At 57.1% G+C, this 17,656-nt stretch carries 11 protein-coding genes; 6 read left to right on the forward strand and 5 right to left on the reverse strand.

The window, feature by feature from the left end; genetic code table 11:
* The first annotated feature begins 345 nt into the window (after window positions 1-345).
* Complete coding sequence (rluF, locus tag ACJ8IN_RS14370; RefSeq protein WP_021504493.1) at window positions 346-1,215, forward strand: 23S rRNA pseudouridine(2604) synthase RluF; 870 nt, start codon at window positions 346-348, stop codon at window positions 1,213-1,215.
* Between the two features lie 144 nt (window positions 1,216-1,359).
* Here rluF and ACJ8IN_RS14375 read toward each other — a convergent pair whose 3' ends face one another.
* Together ACJ8IN_RS14375 and ACJ8IN_RS14380 are read right to left on the reverse strand one after the other, a co-directional pair.
* Complete coding sequence (locus tag ACJ8IN_RS14375; RefSeq protein WP_060423915.1) at window positions 1,360-4,422, reverse strand: autotransporter outer membrane beta-barrel domain-containing protein; 3,063 nt, start codon at window positions 4,420-4,422, stop codon at window positions 1,360-1,362.
* Window positions 4,423-4,617: 195 nt separating this feature from the next.
* Window positions 4,618-4,932 carry a hypothetical protein gene (locus ACJ8IN_RS14380; RefSeq protein WP_025303891.1) on the reverse strand — a complete coding sequence of 105 codons (315 nt, stop codon included), beginning with the start codon at window positions 4,930-4,932 and terminating at the stop codon, window positions 4,618-4,620.
* A 175-nt stretch (window positions 4,933-5,107) separates the two neighbouring features.
* Here ACJ8IN_RS14380 and ACJ8IN_RS14385 point away from each other — a divergent pair, with 175 nt between their 5' ends.
* From ACJ8IN_RS14385 to ACJ8IN_RS14400, 4 genes are all read left to right on the forward strand, one after another.
* Window positions 5,108-5,740, forward strand: a complete 633-nt coding sequence (locus ACJ8IN_RS14385) for a response regulator transcription factor (protein ID WP_060423914.1) — start codon at window positions 5,108-5,110, stop codon at window positions 5,738-5,740.
* The gene (locus tag ACJ8IN_RS14390) at window positions 5,737-7,518 is read left to right on the forward strand and encodes a hybrid sensor histidine kinase/response regulator (RefSeq protein WP_060423911.1); all 1,782 of its coding nucleotides are present in this window, start codon (window positions 5,737-5,739) and stop codon (window positions 7,516-7,518) included. Before ACJ8IN_RS14385 ends, ACJ8IN_RS14390 begins: the two co-directional genes overlap by 4 nt.
* A 665-nt stretch (window positions 7,519-8,183) precedes the next feature.
* Window positions 8,184-9,050, forward strand: coding sequence for a phytanoyl-CoA dioxygenase family protein (locus tag ACJ8IN_RS14395; RefSeq protein ID WP_080437607.1), 867 nt, complete (start codon window positions 8,184-8,186; stop codon window positions 9,048-9,050).
* A gap of 91 nt (window positions 9,051-9,141) precedes the next feature.
* Entirely contained in the window at window positions 9,142-10,257 is a 1,116-nt protein-coding gene (locus ACJ8IN_RS14400; RefSeq protein ID WP_072008421.1) for an acyltransferase family protein, read from the forward strand.
* A 338-nt stretch (window positions 10,258-10,595) separates the two neighbouring features.
* On the opposite strand, the gene guaA is transcribed toward ACJ8IN_RS14400, so the two are convergent.
* Together guaA and guaB are read right to left on the reverse strand one after the other, a co-directional pair.
* The gene (gene guaA, locus ACJ8IN_RS14405; RefSeq protein WP_025303899.1) at window positions 10,596-12,173 is read right to left on the reverse strand and encodes a glutamine-hydrolyzing GMP synthase; all 1,578 of its coding nucleotides are present in this window, start codon (window positions 12,171-12,173) and stop codon (window positions 10,596-10,598) included.
* A 102-nt stretch (window positions 12,174-12,275) separates the two neighbouring features.
* Window positions 12,276-13,739 carry an IMP dehydrogenase gene (guaB, locus tag ACJ8IN_RS14410; RefSeq protein WP_033635581.1) on the reverse strand — a complete coding sequence of 488 codons (1,464 nt, stop codon included), beginning with the start codon at window positions 13,737-13,739 and terminating at the stop codon, window positions 12,276-12,278.
* 170 nt (window positions 13,740-13,909) lie between these two features.
* On the opposite strand from guaB, the gene xseA reads away from it, so the two are divergent.
* Window positions 13,910-15,286, forward strand: coding sequence for an exodeoxyribonuclease VII large subunit (gene xseA, locus ACJ8IN_RS14415; RefSeq protein WP_031299944.1), 1,377 nt, complete (start codon window positions 13,910-13,912; stop codon window positions 15,284-15,286).
* A 3-nt stretch (window positions 15,287-15,289) separates the two neighbouring features.
* On the opposite strand, the gene ACJ8IN_RS14420 is transcribed toward xseA, so the two are convergent.
* On the reverse strand, window positions 15,290-17,656 hold the full coding sequence (locus ACJ8IN_RS14420) for a glycoside hydrolase family 31 protein (protein WP_060423903.1): 2,367 nt from the start codon (window positions 17,654-17,656) through the stop codon (window positions 15,290-15,292).

The raw sequence follows: 17,656 nt of genomic DNA on the forward strand, positions 1-17,656 counted from the left end.
TATATGGCGAGCCAATTTTATTTCCCCCATGGTCATACGTCGTAACGTCCCCTCTTCAGCCAATGCGTTCATTTATCCCTCCTTGAATTTATCAATATCCTAATGCTTTTTTAAAATGAATCTATACATGAACTCTTAAAGAGTTGCATTTGGCACAATCCATTTATAACTTGAATAATTTGCAGAAATATCCTCATCGACTTTCTATAATTAATTAAACGAAAAAAACATATTGCAAATACCTTTGTAGTAGCCGCGGTCAGGATACCCTTATCCAGCCCCCCTGCATGATTCGCTTCGCAGCGTCATCCGGGTAATGTATAGTCCGCGTTTTACGGAGATCCCATGCTGACTAACTCATCCATTCGTCTGAACAAATACATTAGCGAGAGCGGTATCTGCTCACGCCGCGACGCCGATCGATACATCGAGCAGGGCAACGTTTTCATCAACGGTAAACGCGCCACCGTTGGCGCTCAGGTATTTGCCGGCGATGTGGTGAAGGTTAACGGTCAGCTGATCGAACCGCGCAATGAAGAAGATCTGGTGCTGATCGCGCTGAACAAGCCGGTCGGCATCGTCACCACCACCGAAGACGGCGAGCGCGACAACATCGCCGACTTCGTCAACCACAGCAAACGCATCTTCCCGATCGGCCGTTTGGACAAGGATTCGCAGGGGCTAATCTTTCTGACCAACCACGGTGACCTGGTCAACAAGATCCTGCGCGCCGGCAACAATCACGAGAAAGAGTATCTGGTGACGGTCAACAAGCCGGTGACCGACGAGTTTATTCGCGGCATGGGCGCCGGCGTGCCGATGCTGGGCACGGTGACCAAAAAGTGCAAGGTGAAGAAAGAGGCGCCTTTCGTGTTCCGCATCACGCTGGTGCAGGGGCTGAACCGCCAGATCCGCCGCATGTGCGAACACTTCGGCTACGAGGTCACCAAGCTGGAACGCACGCGCATCATGAACGTCAGCCTGAAAGGCTTGCCGCTGGGCGAATGGCGCGATCTGACCGATGACGAGCTGATTGAACTGTTCAAACTGATTGAAGGCTCCTCGTCCGAGGCCAAGCCGGCGAAGAAGGCTCCGGCCAAATCCGCCGCGGCGAAAAAACCGAGTGCCGGCGGCCCCAAAAGCGCCGACAAAGCCGCTGCGCCGGCCGGCCGCAAGCGCTTTACCCAGCCAGGGCGCAAGAAAAAAGGGCGTTAACCTCCCGCTCACGCTTCTCGCCAAGCCCGCCGTTGCGCGGGCTTTTTCATCATAAAAGTCAGCCACAGGCCGCCACTGAGTTCTCACCATAAAAAAGGCCCGCATCAAGCGGGCCAGTCAGTACCAGAGAAGTCTAGAGGAAAATCAGAACGACCAGCGCAGGTTGGCGTTGACCGAATTAACGCGGGTATCGGCGCCGAATTGCCCCTGATAGCCGACATCCAGCGTCGCGGCGCGCGACAGTTTCACGCTCACGCCGATATCGCCCACCATCACGTTGTCATCCACGGCCTGGCCCTGAGTGACGAACGCGTCGCTGCCGGCAAACGCCATGCGCGATGAGGTGTTCTTATCGCCGTAGGCGTGCTGCCAGCCGAGCGAGCCGTAGAGGCTGACGTTCTTCGGCAGTTCGGTCACGCCGCGCACCCCGAGCGTGGAGTAGAAGGTGTTCATCGTTTCATTGCGCACGCTCAGCGCCGCCGCGCCCCCCGTCTCCTGGAAGCTGTCGGTATGCAGACGGATGTAACTCAGGTTGATGAACGGTTCGACGTTCATCTCCGGCTGGCCGAAACGGTAACCCGCTTCGGTGAACGCCAGCAGCGAGTTCGCGTCGTAGTCCGACTTCAGCCGATCCGAGAAACCGCTGAAATCGACGTTGCGCTTGCCTTCAATCTTGTGCCAGGTGTAACCCAGCGCGCCGCGCAGCGAGAACGCATCCTGCTGCCCCGCCGCATACAGGCCGAGGTGGTAGTTGTCGGTATCGGCCTTGGAACGGCGGCTGTCGACGTCGTAGTCGCCGCGGCTGTAACCGAAGTAGCCGCCGATGCGTACGTTATGGTCCGCCAACTTGCGATCCGCCCCCAACAGGAAACCGGTGGTGTTGCCATCCAGCTTGCCCACGTTGCCGTTGCCGCTGTTTTTGCCCCAGGAACTGAAGGTCTGCCCCCAGACGCCGCTGTTTTGCGCCTGCGCCGGTTGCACCAGCGACATCGCCAACGGCGGTATCGGCAGGCTGTCGTTGTCGAACAGGCGCAGCATGCGCTGGTTCAGCACGTTGAACAGCTGGGTGCTGCCGGCGATCAGGTTAGACTGCATCGACGGATAGACTTCGCCGGACAGCTGATTGAACGCCTCGCGCGCTTCCGGCGCACTCAGCAGCAGCAGCGAGTTGTACAGCGCCAGCGAAGGGCCGCTCTGCGTCAGCGTCGAGAGCGCACCGGCGGTATTCCACTGGTTGCCGCTTTCGGCCACCGTTTGGAAAATGCCCGGCTTGCCGCTGCCTGGGTTCTCGCCCCCCGGATTTTCACCGCCTGGGTTTTCCCCACCCGGATTCTCGCCCCCCGGATTCTCACCCCCTGGGTTTTCCCCGCCCGGATTCTCGCCCCCTGGATTCTCACCGCCTGGGTTTTCTCCACCCGGGTTTTCGCCCCCTGGATTTTCACCGCCCGTGTCTTTCTGCGCGATGGTCAGATCCACGGCGTTGGCGCTGTGATTCAGCGCCACATCGAGGAAGGCAGACTTGGAGACCGCCGCCGCGAACTGGCCGTCAATGCCGCCGTCCGAGGTCAGAATGCGATAGCTTTGGCCGGTTTTATAGCTGGTTTGCGGATCCAGCGCCGTGACCTGCACCTTGGCCCGATCGCTGATGGTGGTTTTGCCCGCCACCAGCAGCTGGTCGCTGCGGCCGTCGCCGGCGATATCGACGTCATAGAAGGATTCGCCGATAAAGTTCAGGTAGCGTTTCAGCGTCAGCGTGCCGATATTGCCGTCGCCGGGCGAGATATGGCCGCCGGACTGGATCTCGGTCTGGCCCAGCGTGCCGTTGCCGCCCAATGTGCCGCCGGCCTTGATCGACGCGGCGCTGCTGTAGCCCTGCCCGTTATTGACGTCGGAACCCGCCGTCGCGTTGAGGATCAGCGTGCCGCCGTTCTCGGCGCTGAGGGTTTGGATCTCGAAGATGTCGTCTTCTTTCTGGGTATTGATGTCGCTGGCGATGATGAGCTTGCCGCCGCGCGCGGTGACGTTGGCCTGCAGCTCAGAGAGATCGCCGTTCAGCGTCGTGTGCCCGGCGGTGTTGATCACCTCGCCTTCGCCGCTCATCTTGTTGCTGAAAACGTAATTGCCGTCGGTATGGTTAAAGTACACATAGCTGCGGAACAATCCGCCCCGCAGGGCGATCGCCGTCTGGGCATCGATGGTGCCTGCGGCGCCCGCCGCGCCGAGCGTCGGCTCGGTCAACCCGGTGCCGGTGTCCATGTTGCCGCGGCTGCCGATAATCAGCGCGCCGCGGTTCGAGCCGGAGCCGGTCTTGCCCAGCACCACTTCGTTGCCGCCGGCGGAGAATGTCCCGCCGTCCATGACCGCCAGCACGCCGTTACCGTAATCGCCGACGTTGACGCTGCTGCCGCTGGTAAACCGTGAGCCGTTGCCGGCGATCGTCAGCTCGGCGGTTTTACGCGCGCCGGAGACGCCCGCCACTTCGATGCTGCCAACGCTGACCGCACCGCCGTTCAGCACGTCCAGATCGCCGTAAAGCGTGAGCGCGCGGCCGACGTTCCATTGGGAATTGGCCCCGGTGACCGTGGCTTTCGGGCTCAGCGTATCGGTCTCGCCCGGCCCGCTACCATTGCCGATGCGCGCGTCAAAGGCGGTGTTCAGCACCGCGCCGTCTTCGATCGCCAGCGTGGATCGTGCCCCTAAATCGGTGCCGACGCTGAGAAAATTGCTGGTGACGCGGGAGCCGGCGCCGGTGGCAATCAGGTGGCTGTCGTAGCCACGCGTGGTGCCGACCACAATCTCTTTCGCGCTGGCCAGCGCGCCGTCTTCAACCCGCAGGGTGCCCCGCCCCAGATTCAGGCCGCCGCGCAGCACGAACTGATCGTTCACCGCGTTCAGCTCGGCGTTCGGCCCGCGGACCGTGACCAGGCTTTCATGAATTTGGCCGTTGAACATCCGGCCGATATTGATGTTATAGGCGCTGATCTTGCCATTATCGATCAGCAGGTTGCCGCTTTGATTACGGCCGACGTAAACGTCCCCGGTGTAGGCCAATGATTCGGTAATTTTTGCGTCGCCATCAAAAATGGCATCGTCTGCGCGAGCGATATCGGCGGGCGCCAGCATCAACAGCGGCGCAGAAAATAGAGCGAGGTAAAGTTTGGAAAGCGGTGTTTTAACCGCTAAAGGATGCGATGTCTTGTCATTCACGGGCTATCTCCGTACTCGTTGGCGTGATGGCGCGAAATTTATTGTTATAGGGAAACTCAATGCACTAGAGGAGGTGTAAGGCGTTATTTCGCGCACGCCGGTTTAGTGATCGTCGAAGCAAAAGCTTATTGCCCCCCGGCGCTGACGCTCCGACGATGGAAAACCAGGAAGCGGCAATACCGCCCCCAAAGCGAATTATTTATGCGTGACCACCGGCGTACAGGTCGGCGCGCTCAGCGACGGCGACGAACCTAAAATTCCCGGCATCATCAGCGACGAGCAATCGAAAATGCGGCCTTTTTCCGTGGTGGCGCGATAAGAAAGTTTTTGCCCGCCCAGCGCATCCGGCTGTGCGCCATTGACATTGGTCACGGTAATTTCATCCGATGAGCCCAGGCCCAGCATTTTGGCGGTTTCCGCCTGCAGTAATGGAATGGCCTGATCGGTTTTCAGGGTGGAACAACCGGCTATCATCATCGTAACGGTTAAAGCGATAAGTGGTTTTTTCATAAATTATCCTTTATAACCAATCAGTTAAAATTATCGATTGGCTTTATGTTTTCTCTTATCCAAATCCTCGAATAATATATTTCCCTTTCCTAAACGAAAAAACCCTCCTAAAGTAGGGAGGGTTGATAATAATTCATCAGACCTATCTGAACTGTGAAGGCGAAAGGAGAATCCTTTGGGGCAGGATTATGCGTTGGTCGTTGATGACCATCCATTGGTAGCAAGCGGTATCGCTAACTTTCTCAGCACGCATTGCCGATTCAAACAGGCACATGTGGTGACCAATGAAGAAAATTGCTACCGTCATATTAGGGAAAATGGCCCACCGCGTTTACTGGTGATCGATTTTTGGCTCTCTTCCGGTACGGCGTTGAAATTACTCAAAGAAGTAAAACAACGTTATTCTCAGGTGCGTATTTTGGTGGTCAGCGGCGACGAAAATAACGATATCTGGCAGAAAGTGCACAATGCCGGCGGGCATGGGTTCGTATTAAAAAATGAACCCCCGGAATTATTCGCCAGAGCGGTTTTTGCGTTGAATAATAATCAGGAGTGGTTCTCGGAAGGAAATGAATCCGCCATTAAAAACCATCATGAACATTTAAATAAATTCAATTTAACGCCGAGACAAATCGACGTATTAACTATGATGCTGCGCGGCCTGCCGAATAAAAGGATCGCGACGCAGCTGTCTATTTCCGAACCCACCGTGAAAGAGCATATCAGTAATATCTTGAAAAAGATCGGCGTCAACAGCCGGGTGGAAGCCATCACGCTGTTGCACGGCAAACGGGATCCGTCGCCATGAGGTTTTTCCAGAATTTACAAAATGATGGCATCTCCTCACGCGCGCAGATCCGCCTGCTGGACAACACCTTCATGCGGCTGGTGTTCAGCTTCACCGCCGTGCCTTTCGTCGGCATCCCGTTCGCCATCTGGATTTATTTGCTGGGGGATGAACTCGGCCCAACCATTGCCTGGATCATGGTTTACCTGCTATGCGCCGTGGCGATCAGAATATGGCATCGGCGCTACCAACGCGAGGCCAAAGAAAATGATGAAGACGCCGTGCTGCGCCGCTGGCTGCCGCGCATTAATAAGGTGGCGTTTATTCACGGGGTGGGGATCTCCTCACTCTATTTAATTACCCCGCAGACCCATAACTTTGACTTTTTCCTGCTGCTCAATATCAGCATCGCCGCGATCGTCGCCGCCAACGCAACGCATCTGACGCCCGTCATCAGCACCTTTACCCGCTTTTTCTTCGCCTCCTGGGGGCTGCTGAACCTCGGCATCATCTGGCGGCTGGAAGACGTGATGTTCATCGTGCTGATGCTGAACTTGCTGTACGGCTTCGCCATTTACCGCCACGCGTTAACCTCGCATGCGTTCTTTATCCAGCAGGCGTTGCTCGAAGAACAAAGCTCGCGCCTGGCGGAGCAGTTCCGCCAGGCCAAAGAGGAGGCGGAACAGGCGCTGCTGGACAAGAACCAGTTCCTGACCACCGCCAGCCACGATCTGCGCCAGCCGGTGCATGCCATGGGCTTTCTGATCGAAGCCATCATCCACAAGAACCGCGACGACAGCCTGACGCCGCAGCTGCTGGATCTGCAACAGAGCGTGCGTTCGGTGCATTTGATGTTCAATTCATTGCTCGATCTCAGCAAGATCGAGTCCGGCAACGTGCGCACCGCCGCCACCCATGTGGATATCGGCGCCCTGCTCGACTCGGTGATCACCCTGTTCCGCGAAGAGGCCAACAGCCGCGCCCTGGCGCTGCGCACCTGGCGGCCCAAACGGCGCATCAGCGTGATGGGCGATCCGCTGCTGGTGCGGCAATCGCTGATTAACCTGATCCAAAACGCCCTGCGCTACACGCAACGGGGCGGCGTGCTGATCGCCATCCGCCCGCGCGGCGCCGAGTGCCTGGTGGAAGTGTGGGACACCGGCGTGGGCATCGCCGACGAAGAGAAAAGCAAAATCTTCTCCCCTTACTACCGCCCCGAGCTGGCGTGGAAAATCGACAGCGCCGGCCACGGGCTGGGGCTGGCGGTGGTGGCGCGCTGCGCCAAGCTGATGAAGGTGAAGTACGGCATGCACTCCGTCGAAGGCAAAGGTTCGCGCTTCTGGATGCGCTTCACGCAATACATCGGCGAAGACAAAGCGCCGGAAACCACGGCCGCCTACGACAACACCGCCACGCCTACCCGCTATGCGCCGCTGCGCGGCGCCTGCCTGGTGGTGGACGACGATCCTTTGGTGACCTCCGCCTGGGAGAGCCTGATGAGCACCTGGGGCATCACCGTGCGCTGCGCGGCCTCCGCCGAGGAAGCCTTCGCCATCGTCGACGACGGTTTTACGCCGTTCGCCGTGCTGTGCGACCAGCGCCTGCGTTCCGGCGAGAGCGGTTTCGACATCCTGAAAGCGCTGTTCGAACGCCTGCCGGACGTGAGCGGCGCCATGGTCAGCGGCGAGTTCAACTCACAGATATTGCAAGAGGCCGAGCAGGAAGGCTATCTGGTGCTGCGCAAACCGCTGGAGCCGGCCAGGCTGCATGCGCTGCTGACGCAGTGGGGGGCCGGCTAAGGGTGGTTTGGTGCTGACAACATGGTGATGCCAAGGATCATGCGGAGAGCTCTCTACGAGAAACTGTGCATCCATCTGCTTGTTCAGGCGCTATGATTCAAACACCTTATATCCCGTCGATATGACAAGATTGTATGTATGGTGGAAACGGTCCCTCTCATAATTTTTCCCTGGAGCGCGCGCACTCATCAGATTTATCTTTCATTGAAAATGGCAGCAATCTCAACAAAACAACGGCCTTCTCTCACCACCATCTTGTTCGTAGGATTCTGAAACATGGAAAAGATATATCTAAGGTTTCCGCGTTATTACCGTAGCAATTGCTCTGTTTTCATCCTCGCTCCTCCTGGCGTTTCCTATGAGCTGTCGGCTTTCATATGAACCATAAACATGTTCTTCATCGTCAATAACTTGGCTGGAGCCTCAACATAAAAAACGTTAAAAAACATAAAACTACCCACACTAATAAACTATTAAGCGATGAGAATGTTTAGAATCTTTTCGATTAAAACCAGAAAAAACAATCGTTAATTTGTTATTTTCGAAATAAAAAAATGATTTTCTAATTAAAAATAGATTTTTACTCCAAAAAAATAAGCTCATGATTAATTTTTGCACTTAAAAACTCACGGGCTTTACAAATTGTCTTTTTATGTAAAAATAGTATGACAAAATCTAAGCAACTGAAAATACTTGCAAGGTTAATTATGTACACAGCTAAGGAATCAATTGAGCGTGATGGTTTTGTCGTCATTCGTAACCTTTTCACCCCAGAAGAAATGGCTCGGATGAACTCTTCCATACACACCTTTTTTCAAAAAAAGGGCGTAACTTACCGTTACGGACTGACTCAGCCAAACATTGCTGTTGAAGAGCCTGATTTCTCATGGGTAATTAGTCATCCAAAGGTATTAGAAGCCTACCGTTCTGTATTTGGCCAGGACGAATTTGTTTTTACATCCCATGCAGATATTCATCACAACATGGGATTCGGTTGGCATAAAGACGACGCCAAAGGTGCATATTTTTCCGAGCCATATTTCACGTCCGATTGCCGAGTGTACAAAATGGGGATCTACATGAATGATCACTCCTCTGATGGAAACGGTATGTCGGTAAGGATAGGTTCTCATCTTAAAAACAACCTAACGGAAGGAGAGGCCATCTCATTAGCCACTAAGCCCGGAGATGTTGTAATTTTTGATGTAAGAATTACGCACGCAGGTAAAGAATATGATGTTATTGAGAAAGGATTGCTGAAGATAGGAAGGATGCTTGGTGATATGAATGGCAAGTCAGAAATTGGCCGTAAAGTACGTGACTTTTATTGCAGTTTGAAATCTGGAAAGCCAAAGCGTAGCTTCTTCTTTACATTCGGTGCACCAAACACTTTCACTTACGACTTCTCCCGCACAAATATGCGTAGGCAGCTAGAACAGTCTGGAGGCAACGAATATATTTTATCAGAAAAGTTGTCTAATGAACTGCATAGCAATGGCGTTAGAACTCTGAAATTTGAAGATGGTTTGTAACTTATCTGACCGAGGCAACTCGGTTAGACGTTATCATAACGATATTTTTCTCATTTAAGCGCTTTGAGCATGCCCAGAAAAGAGAATTTCAATGAAAAATAACCGCGTTGAATCACTTGATTATCTCCGTGGATTAATGGCCTTATCCGTTGTAATCTATCATTATATTTCATGGTCAATGTCTACCGGTTCGTCAGTTGACGTTATCGGCAGTCAGTTCATACTAGGGAAACTGGGTATCTATGCAGTTTCTATTTTTTATATTCTTAGTGGTGTTAGTCTAGCGTATATCTACGAAGGAAAAATAACATCCACACGTCAAGTTTCAGCATTCGCCATAAAGCGTGTATTTAGGATATTCCCTTTATTTTGGATAGCCGTAACCGGGATGATTATTTTTAGCTGGCTTTTGGCGACGGTGAATGGCCTAGCATATGACTTCCCATATTACAAAGCATTTTTAAATTATACACTATTATTTGGATTTATTGAACCAACAGCTTACTTATCCACCGGAGCCTGGTCAATCGGCAATGAACTTGTATTTTATTTCATATTCTGCCTTACTTATTTTTTATCTTCATCGTACAGATATACCTTCCCGATTGTAATGGTGTTAAGTATCATTTCTGGATTTTACTTCGCTTTTAGCGTTCTTGACTCCTCATCACCGCTTGCCGAACAGTGGGCTAACTACATAAACCCTTTTAACCAATTATTCCTCTTTATGTGTGGCGCTGCAATTGGTAAATATGCACCGAAGTTAACAATGCGCAACAGCTCTCTGTTATCAATTTGCTTATTATCAACTTTGGCATTCATTTTTTATCCTGTTTCCGGAGATAAAATAAACCTGGTTTCAGGAAACAATAGAATTGTCATCTCCACTTTATGCGTGGCATTTGTTTTTTCGCTTTACAAATTAAACCCCAGCTACAATAACGTATTGACTAATGCCCTGAGAAAACTGGGTGAAATATCATACTCAATTTACTTAATGCACCCTATAGTAGCAATACCCGTGACGTTTATAGCAAAGAAGATGGGAGTTCCGATCGGCTTTGGATACGCTACATCGTTCATTATTGTCATTATTGTTGGGTTTGCTACCTATCACCTTGTGGAAAAACCCATGATGCGTGTGGGAGCAAACATAGCCTCTTGGTTAAAAAAGGATGCCGCCATCACGCAAAATCTAGTCAAATAATCTTACCAGGATATATTGAATAGTCCGTCTCGTGAACAACTGACTCTCCCAGTTGTTCACCCTGATTGCCGATTCATTGCTATCTAGCGTTCTTACGCCTGTAGCGTAAATATGCCAATACATGACAAATCAATAGTTGATCAGTAATACAAAGCAGCAGCAACTTTGTATGGCGCAGTTTGGAACAACGAGCTCAGTATACGGCAGCACGGGTAGCGTACCTGAGCAAGCACAGATGCTCACAGCACAACCAAGCTCCTAAAAGAGAAAACCCCCGCGTGGCAAAGCCGCAACGGGGGTTTTTAAATAATCACTGATAGTCAGTAATTAGCCGTTCATCATTCCCACTCGATCGTCGCCGGCGGCTTGCCGCTAATGTCGTACACCACGCGGGAGATGCCGTCCACTTCGTTGATGATGCGGTTGGAGACGCGGCCGAGGAAGTCATACGGCAGGTGCGCCCAGTGCGCGGTCATGAAGTCAATGGTTTCTACCGCACGCAGGGAGACCACCCAGTCGTATTTGCGGCCATCGCCCATCACGCCGACAGAACGCACCGGCAGGAACACGGTGAACGCCTGGCTGACTTTGTTGTACAGATCGGCTTTGTGCAGCTCTTCGATGAAGATGGCGTCGGCGCGGCGCAGCAGATCGCAGTACTCTTTCTTCACTTCGCCCAGCACGCGCACGCCCAGACCCGGGCCCGGGAACGGGTGACGGAACAGCATGTCGTACGGTAGGCCCAGCTCCAGGCCGATCTTGCGCACTTCGTCTTTGAACAGCTCTTTCAGCGGCTCGACCAGGCCCAGCTTCATCTCTTTCGGCAGGCCGCCCACGTTGTGGTGCGACTTGATCACGTGCGCTTTGCCGGTGGCGGAAGCGGCGGATTCGATCACGTCCGGGTAGATGGTGCCCTGCGCCAGCCATTTCACCTGCTCTTGCTTGCAGGCTTCTTCGTCGAACACTTCAACGAACACGCGGCCGATGATTTTACGCTTGGCTTCCGGCTCATCCACGCCCGCCAGCGCGGTCAGGAAGCGGTTTTCCGCTTCGACGTGCACGATGTTCAGGCCGAAGTGGTCGCCGAACATTTCCATCACCTGCTTGGCTTCGTTCAGGCGCAGCAGGCCGTTGTCGACGAATACGCAGGTCAGGCGTTTGCCGATGGCGCGGTGCAGCAGCATCGCGGTCACGGAGGAGTCGACGCCGCCGGACAGGCCGAGGATCACGTGGTCTTCACCCACCTGCTCGCGGATGCGCTCAACCGCATCTTCGATGATGGTGGCCGGGGTCCACAGGGCTTCACACTGGCAGATGTCCAGTACGAAACGCTCCAGCATGCGCTGGCCCTGACGGGTGTGGGTCACTTCCGGGTGGAACTGCACGCCGTAGAAGCGTTTTTCTTCGTTGGCCATAATGGCGAACGGACAGGTGTCGGTGCTGGCGATGGTCACGAAGTCGGACGGGATCGCGGTCACTTTGTCGCCGTGGCTCATCCACACGTCCAGCAGCGGTTTGCCGGCCGGGCTGATGGCATCTTCGATGTCGCGCAGCAGCGCGCTCTCTTTGACGATTTCCACCTGCGCGTAGCCGAACTCGCGTTCGTTGGAGCCCTGCACATGGCCACCCAACTGCATCGCCATGGTCTGCATGCCGTAGCACACGCCCAGCACCGGCACGCCGGCGTTGAACACGTAGTCCGGCGCGCGCGGGCTGCCGGCTTCGGTGGTGCTTTCCGGGCCGCCGGACAGGATAATGCCGCTTGGGTTGAATTCGCGGATCTGCTCTTCGCTAACGTCCCAGGCCCACAGTTCGCAGTAAACGCCGATTTCGCGCACGCGGCGGGCGACCAGTTGGGTGTATTGCGAACCGAAGTCCAGTATCAGGATGCGATGCTTATGGATATTTTGTGTCATGTGAGGCGAATTCCAGCAACAAGAGAAAAAGAGCGAAAATGTGTGTTTCGGGATGGGGCTTAACGCCCCACCCCGGCCTCTCACTCAGGAGAGGTTAAGGCATTAGCCCATGCGGTAGTTCGGCGACTCTTTGGTGATGGTCACGTCGTGCACGTGGCTTTCCTGAATGCCGGCGCCGCTGATGCGCACGAACTCCGCCTTGGTGCGCAGATCGTCGATGGTGGCGCAGCCGGTCAGGCCCATGCAGGAGCGCAGGCCGCCCATCTGCTGGTGCACGATGGCTTTCAGCATGCCTTTATAGGCCACGCGGCCTTCGATACCTTCCGGCACCAGTTTGTCGGCGGCGTTATCGGTCTGGAAGTAACGGTCGGAAGAGCCTTTGGACATCGCGCCCAGCGAGCCCATGCCGCGGTAAGATTTGAACGAACGGCCCTGATACAGCTCGATTTCGCCCGGGGATTCTTCGGTGCCCGCCAGCATGGAGCCGACCATCACGCAGGATGCGCCCGCGGCGATCGCTTTGGCGATGTCGCCGGAGAAGCGGATGCCGCCGTCGGCGATAACCGGGATGCCGGTGCCTTCCAGCGCTTCCACCGCGTCGGCGATGGCGGTGATCTGCGGTACGCCCACGCCGGTCACGATGCGGGTGGTACAGATGGAGCCAGGGCCGATACCGACTTTCACCGCGCTCACGCCGGCTTCAGCCAGCGCTTTGGCGCCCGCTGCGGTCGCGACGTTGCCGCCGACGATCTGCAGATCCGGGTATTTGGCGCGGGTTTCGCGGATGCGCTGCAACACGCCTTCGGAGTGGCCGTGCGAGGAGTCGATCAGCAGAACGTCAACGCCTGCCGCCACCAGCGCGTCAACGCGCTCTTCGTTGCCGGCGCCGGCGCCGACCGCCGCGCCCACGCGCAGACGGCCGTGCTCGTCTTTACAGGCGTTCGGTTTGCGTTCCGCTTTCTGGAAGTCTTTAACGGTGATCATGCCCAGCAGGTGGAAGCTGTCGTCCACCACCAGCGCTTTTTCTACGCGCTTTTCGTGCATCTTCTGCAGCACCACGTCGCGCGCTTCACCTTCTTTCACGGTGACCAGGCGATCTTTCGGCGTCATGACCGCGGTGACCGGCTGGGTCAGATCGGTCACGAAGCGCACGTCGCGGCCGGTGATGATGCCGACCAGCTCGTTGTCTTCGGTGACGACCGGGTAACCGGCGAAGCCGTTGCGCGCGGTCAGCTCTTTCACTTCCTGCAGCGTGGTGGATGGGGTAACGGTCTGCGGGTCGGTAACTACGCCGCTTTCATGCTTCTTCACGCGGCTGACTTCTTCAGCCTGGCGCTCGATGGACATGTTTTTGTGGATGAAGCCCAGGCCGCCTTCCTGCGCCAGCGCGATGGCCAGGCCGGATTCGGTAACGGTATCCATGGCTGCGGACAGCATAGGGATGTTCAGGCGGATGGTTTTGGTCAGTTGGGTGCCGAGCTCTGCGGTGTTAGGCAGAACCGTGGAGTGGGCTGGAACCAGGAGGACGTCGTCAAACGTCAGAGCTTCTTTAGCGATACGTAGCATGGGCAATATCTCACCAGGGTGGGCTGTGAAAAAGATAAAATATTGCCGCGGCATTATACAGAGCGGAATCGGTTGCCTCCAGCACTTTCTTACAAAAAGTCTTGATTACCTTTTTCAGCCATGTAGTATCGACCAATTAAGTGATTGTTTTGAAATTTGATCTGGGTCACATGTCGCTACCTGTTTCGCCTTCCATTTTTACCGTAAGCCGCCTCAATCAGACGGTTCGCCAACTGCTGGAAATGGAAATGGGGCAGATTTGGCTCTCCGCCGAGATCTCCAACCTCTCCCAGCCCGCCTCCGGCCACTGGTATTTCACGCTGAAAGACGATCGCGCCCAGGTGCGCTGCGCGATGTTCCGCAACAGCAACCGCCGCGTCACCTTCCGGCCGCAAAACGGCCAGCAGGTCCTGGTGCGCGCCAGCATTACGCTGTATGAACCGCGCGGCGACTACCAGCTGATCGCCGAGAGCATGCAGCCCGCCGGCGACGGCCTGCTGCAGCAACAGTTCGAGCAACTGAAACAGCGCCTGAGCGCCGAAGGGCTGTTCGATCAGCAGTTCAAGCAGCCGCTGCCCGCTCCGGCCAAACGCGTCGGGGTGATCACCTCCGCCAGCGGCGCGGCGCTGCACGATATTCTGCAGGTATTGCAGCGGCGCGATCCGTCGTTGCCGATCGTCATCTACCCCACCTCGGTGCAGGGCGCCGAAGCGCCGATGCAGATCGTGCGCGCCATCGAGGCCGCCAACCGCCGCGACGAATGCGACGTGCTGATCGTCGGCCGCGGCGGCGGTTCGCTGGAGGATTTGTGGAGCTTCAACGACGAACGCGTGGCGCGGGCGATCTTCGCCAGCCGCATTCCGATCGTCAGCGCCGTCGGCCATGAAACCGACGTCACCATCGCCGATTTCGTCGCCGATCTGCGCGCGCCGACCCCTTCCGCCGCCGCCGAACTGGTCAGCCGCAATCAGCTCGAGCTGTTGCGCCAGCTGCAGTCGCAGCAGCAGCGGCTGGAGATGGCGATGGATTACTACCTGGCGCAGCGCCAGCAGCAGTTCACCCGCATTCACCACCGTTTGCAGCAGCAGCATCCGCATCTGCGCCTGGCGCGCCAGCAGACGCTGCTGTTCAAGCTGCAGCGCCGGATGGAAGACGGCATGCAGCAACAGCTGCGCCTGGCCGCCCGCCGCAGCGAACGCGCCCAGCAGCGGCTGGCGCAGGTGCAGCCGCAGGGCCGCATTCACCGCTACCAACAGCGCGTGCAGCAGCAAGAATACCGTCTGCAGCAAGCGATGGAGCGGCAGCTCAACGCCTACCGCCAGCGCTTCGGCGTGGCCTGCAGCCAGTTGGAAACCGTCAGCCCGCTGGCGACGCTGGCGCGCGGCTACAGCGTGACGCAAACCCCACGCGGCGAGCTGCTGAAAACCACCAAACAGGCGCAGGTCGGCGAACTGCTGAAAACCCGCCTGCAGGACGGCTGGGTGGAAAGCGAGGTGAAAACCATCACCGTCGCCAAGAAGCCGCGCAAGAAACGCGCGGCCGAGTAACCCCTACTCCAGCGTAAAACGCTCGCCCGGTTCGCCGTTCACCCACAACGCGCGCATTTCGCCTTCCGGCAGGCTGAGCGCCAACGTGCGCCAGGCCGGGCGGAAACGCCCTTCCGTCGTGATATCCAGCATGATGCGCTGATGGTCGCAGCGCATTTCCCAGCGCAACCACAGCGCATCGCCCTGTCGCCAGCCTTCGCTTTCACCGTCGTCCTCAAACAACAGCCCGCTGCTTGCGCCGCGGCCCTTGAGCGGAAACAGCCGCAGCTCGCGCCGATCGTCGGCGGCCACGTCCACATGCGCCAGCCGCTGCGACAGCGGCAGCGCCGCCCCGGCGCGCACCAGCAGCGGCAAACGCTCCAGCGGCGCCGCCAGCGTCACCGTCTGGCCGCCGCCGAACCATTGGCCGCTGTAGAAGCAGTACCAGCCTTCGCCGTTGTCCGGCAGATACACCGAACGCCGGCGCTGCCCCGGCTCCACCACGCTGGCCACCAGCAGATCGCGGCCAATCAGAAAATCGTCGTTCTCGCCGAAGGTGCGCGCATCCTGTTCATGATCGAGAAAGGTCGGGCGCAGCATCGGCTCGTCGTCGGCGCAGGCCTGCCACAACAGGGTGTAGAAATACGGCAGCAGCCGGTAACGCAGGTTGATCGCCTCGCGCACCGCCGGGGTGGCGGCCGGGTACATCCAGGGCTCGTTGACCGTGGCGTCGTCGTTCCAGGAATGAATGGTGAAACGCGGATGCATCACGCCGTTTTGCACCCAGCGCACCAGCAGCTCCGCATCCGGCTTGTCGCCGGAGAAGCCGCCGACGTCGTGGCCGAGGTTATACAGCCCGGACAGGCTCATACCCAGCCCCATGCGGATGTTGTAGCGCAGCGTCTGCCAGCTGGTGCGGTTGTCACCGCTCCAGGTCTGCACGTAGCGCTGCATGCCGGCGCAGCCGGAGCGCGAGATCAGGTACGGCCGCTTCTGCGGCGCGAAGCGCTGCTGAGCCTCCATCGAGGCGCGCATCATCAGCAGCGGCATCACCGGGCGGATGTGCTTGATGGCGATCGGCCGCCCGAAGCCGTGGCAGCGTGCTTCGCCATCCCACACTTCGTACTCGTTGTTGTCGTTCCAGGTCGAGTCGATGCCCATCTCCAGCAGCTGCTGCGTGACGCCCTGCTGCCACCAGCGCACCGCCGCCGGGTTGGTGAAGTCGAGGTGCGATCCCTCGTCGTCCCAGAAGCTGGAGCGTTCGGGCGCGTCGCTTTGCGAATCGCGGATAAACAGCCCCTGCGCCGCCACCGCCTGATACTGCGGGTGATCCTGCAGCAGGCACGGCTTGATGTTGGCCGCCAGCCTGAGGCCAGCGTCGTGAAACGCCTGGCTCAATTGCTTGGGCTGCGGCACCTTGTCGTAATTCCAGTTGAACACGTAGCGCTTGTTGTTGATTGAGGTGTAGCCCGACGACAGCTGGAAGGAGTCGCAGGGAATGGCGTGTTGACGACACAGCGCGATGAACTGCTGCAGCTGCTGCTGGGCATCCGGCGCGTCGGTGTAGTGCATGGTCGAGCCGCTGTAGCCCAGGCTCCACTTCGGCCCGAAGTGGGTGCGGCCGGTCAGGCGCACGAAGGCCTTGGTGACGTCCACTACCTTCGGCCCGAGGAACAGGTAGTAATCCAGATCGCCCGCTTCGGCCTGATAGCGGCGATAGGCCGCGTGGTAGTTGTCGATCTCGTTGCCCAGATCCAGCCAGCAGCTGCTCAGGTTGTCGTAAAACAGGCCGAAGCTCGCCTCCGGCCCGCGGGTGATGGTGAACGGAATGTGCTTGTACAGCGGATCGGTGCTGGCGGCGTTGTAACCCATGGCGTCCAGGTTGCGCATTTCGAAGCGGCGGCCGGTGCGCTCCAGATCGCCGGCCTTCTCCCCCAGGCCGTAATAACGCTCATCGGCGAAACGCCGCTGATAGTGCGCCACGCCGTCGCCGTGCGCATTGAGCAGGTAGGCGCTGGTCGGCCGGTCCGCCGCCAGCGGCCGCCATTCGCCGGCGGCGTTGCAAAATTCCCATTCCAGCCACAGCGGCTGATGCACCGTCACGCGCAGCAGCGGCGTGCTGACCACCAGCCGATCGCCCTCCTGGCGCAGCTGGTAGCCCGGCAAGCTGAAGCCGGCGACGCTGAGCCGATCGCGCCCCTCCCAGGGCACATCCTCCTGCGGCGCGATGCTCCAGGTGCGATCCAGCGCCAGTTCGCCCTCACGTTTGATCAACACGCGGAACAGACCGTCTTCCAGCACGTACAGGCAGAAACGGTGGCGTTCATCGACCAGCAGCTCAACGTGGTCGGCATGCTGCGCCGCCAGCGTCCAGTTTTTCAAGGTTTTCAT

The sequence above is a fragment of the Serratia sp. CY31944 genome (genome assembly GCF_052169175.1).
Taxonomy (GTDB): domain Bacteria; phylum Pseudomonadota; class Gammaproteobacteria; order Enterobacterales; family Enterobacteriaceae; genus Serratia; species Serratia sarumanii.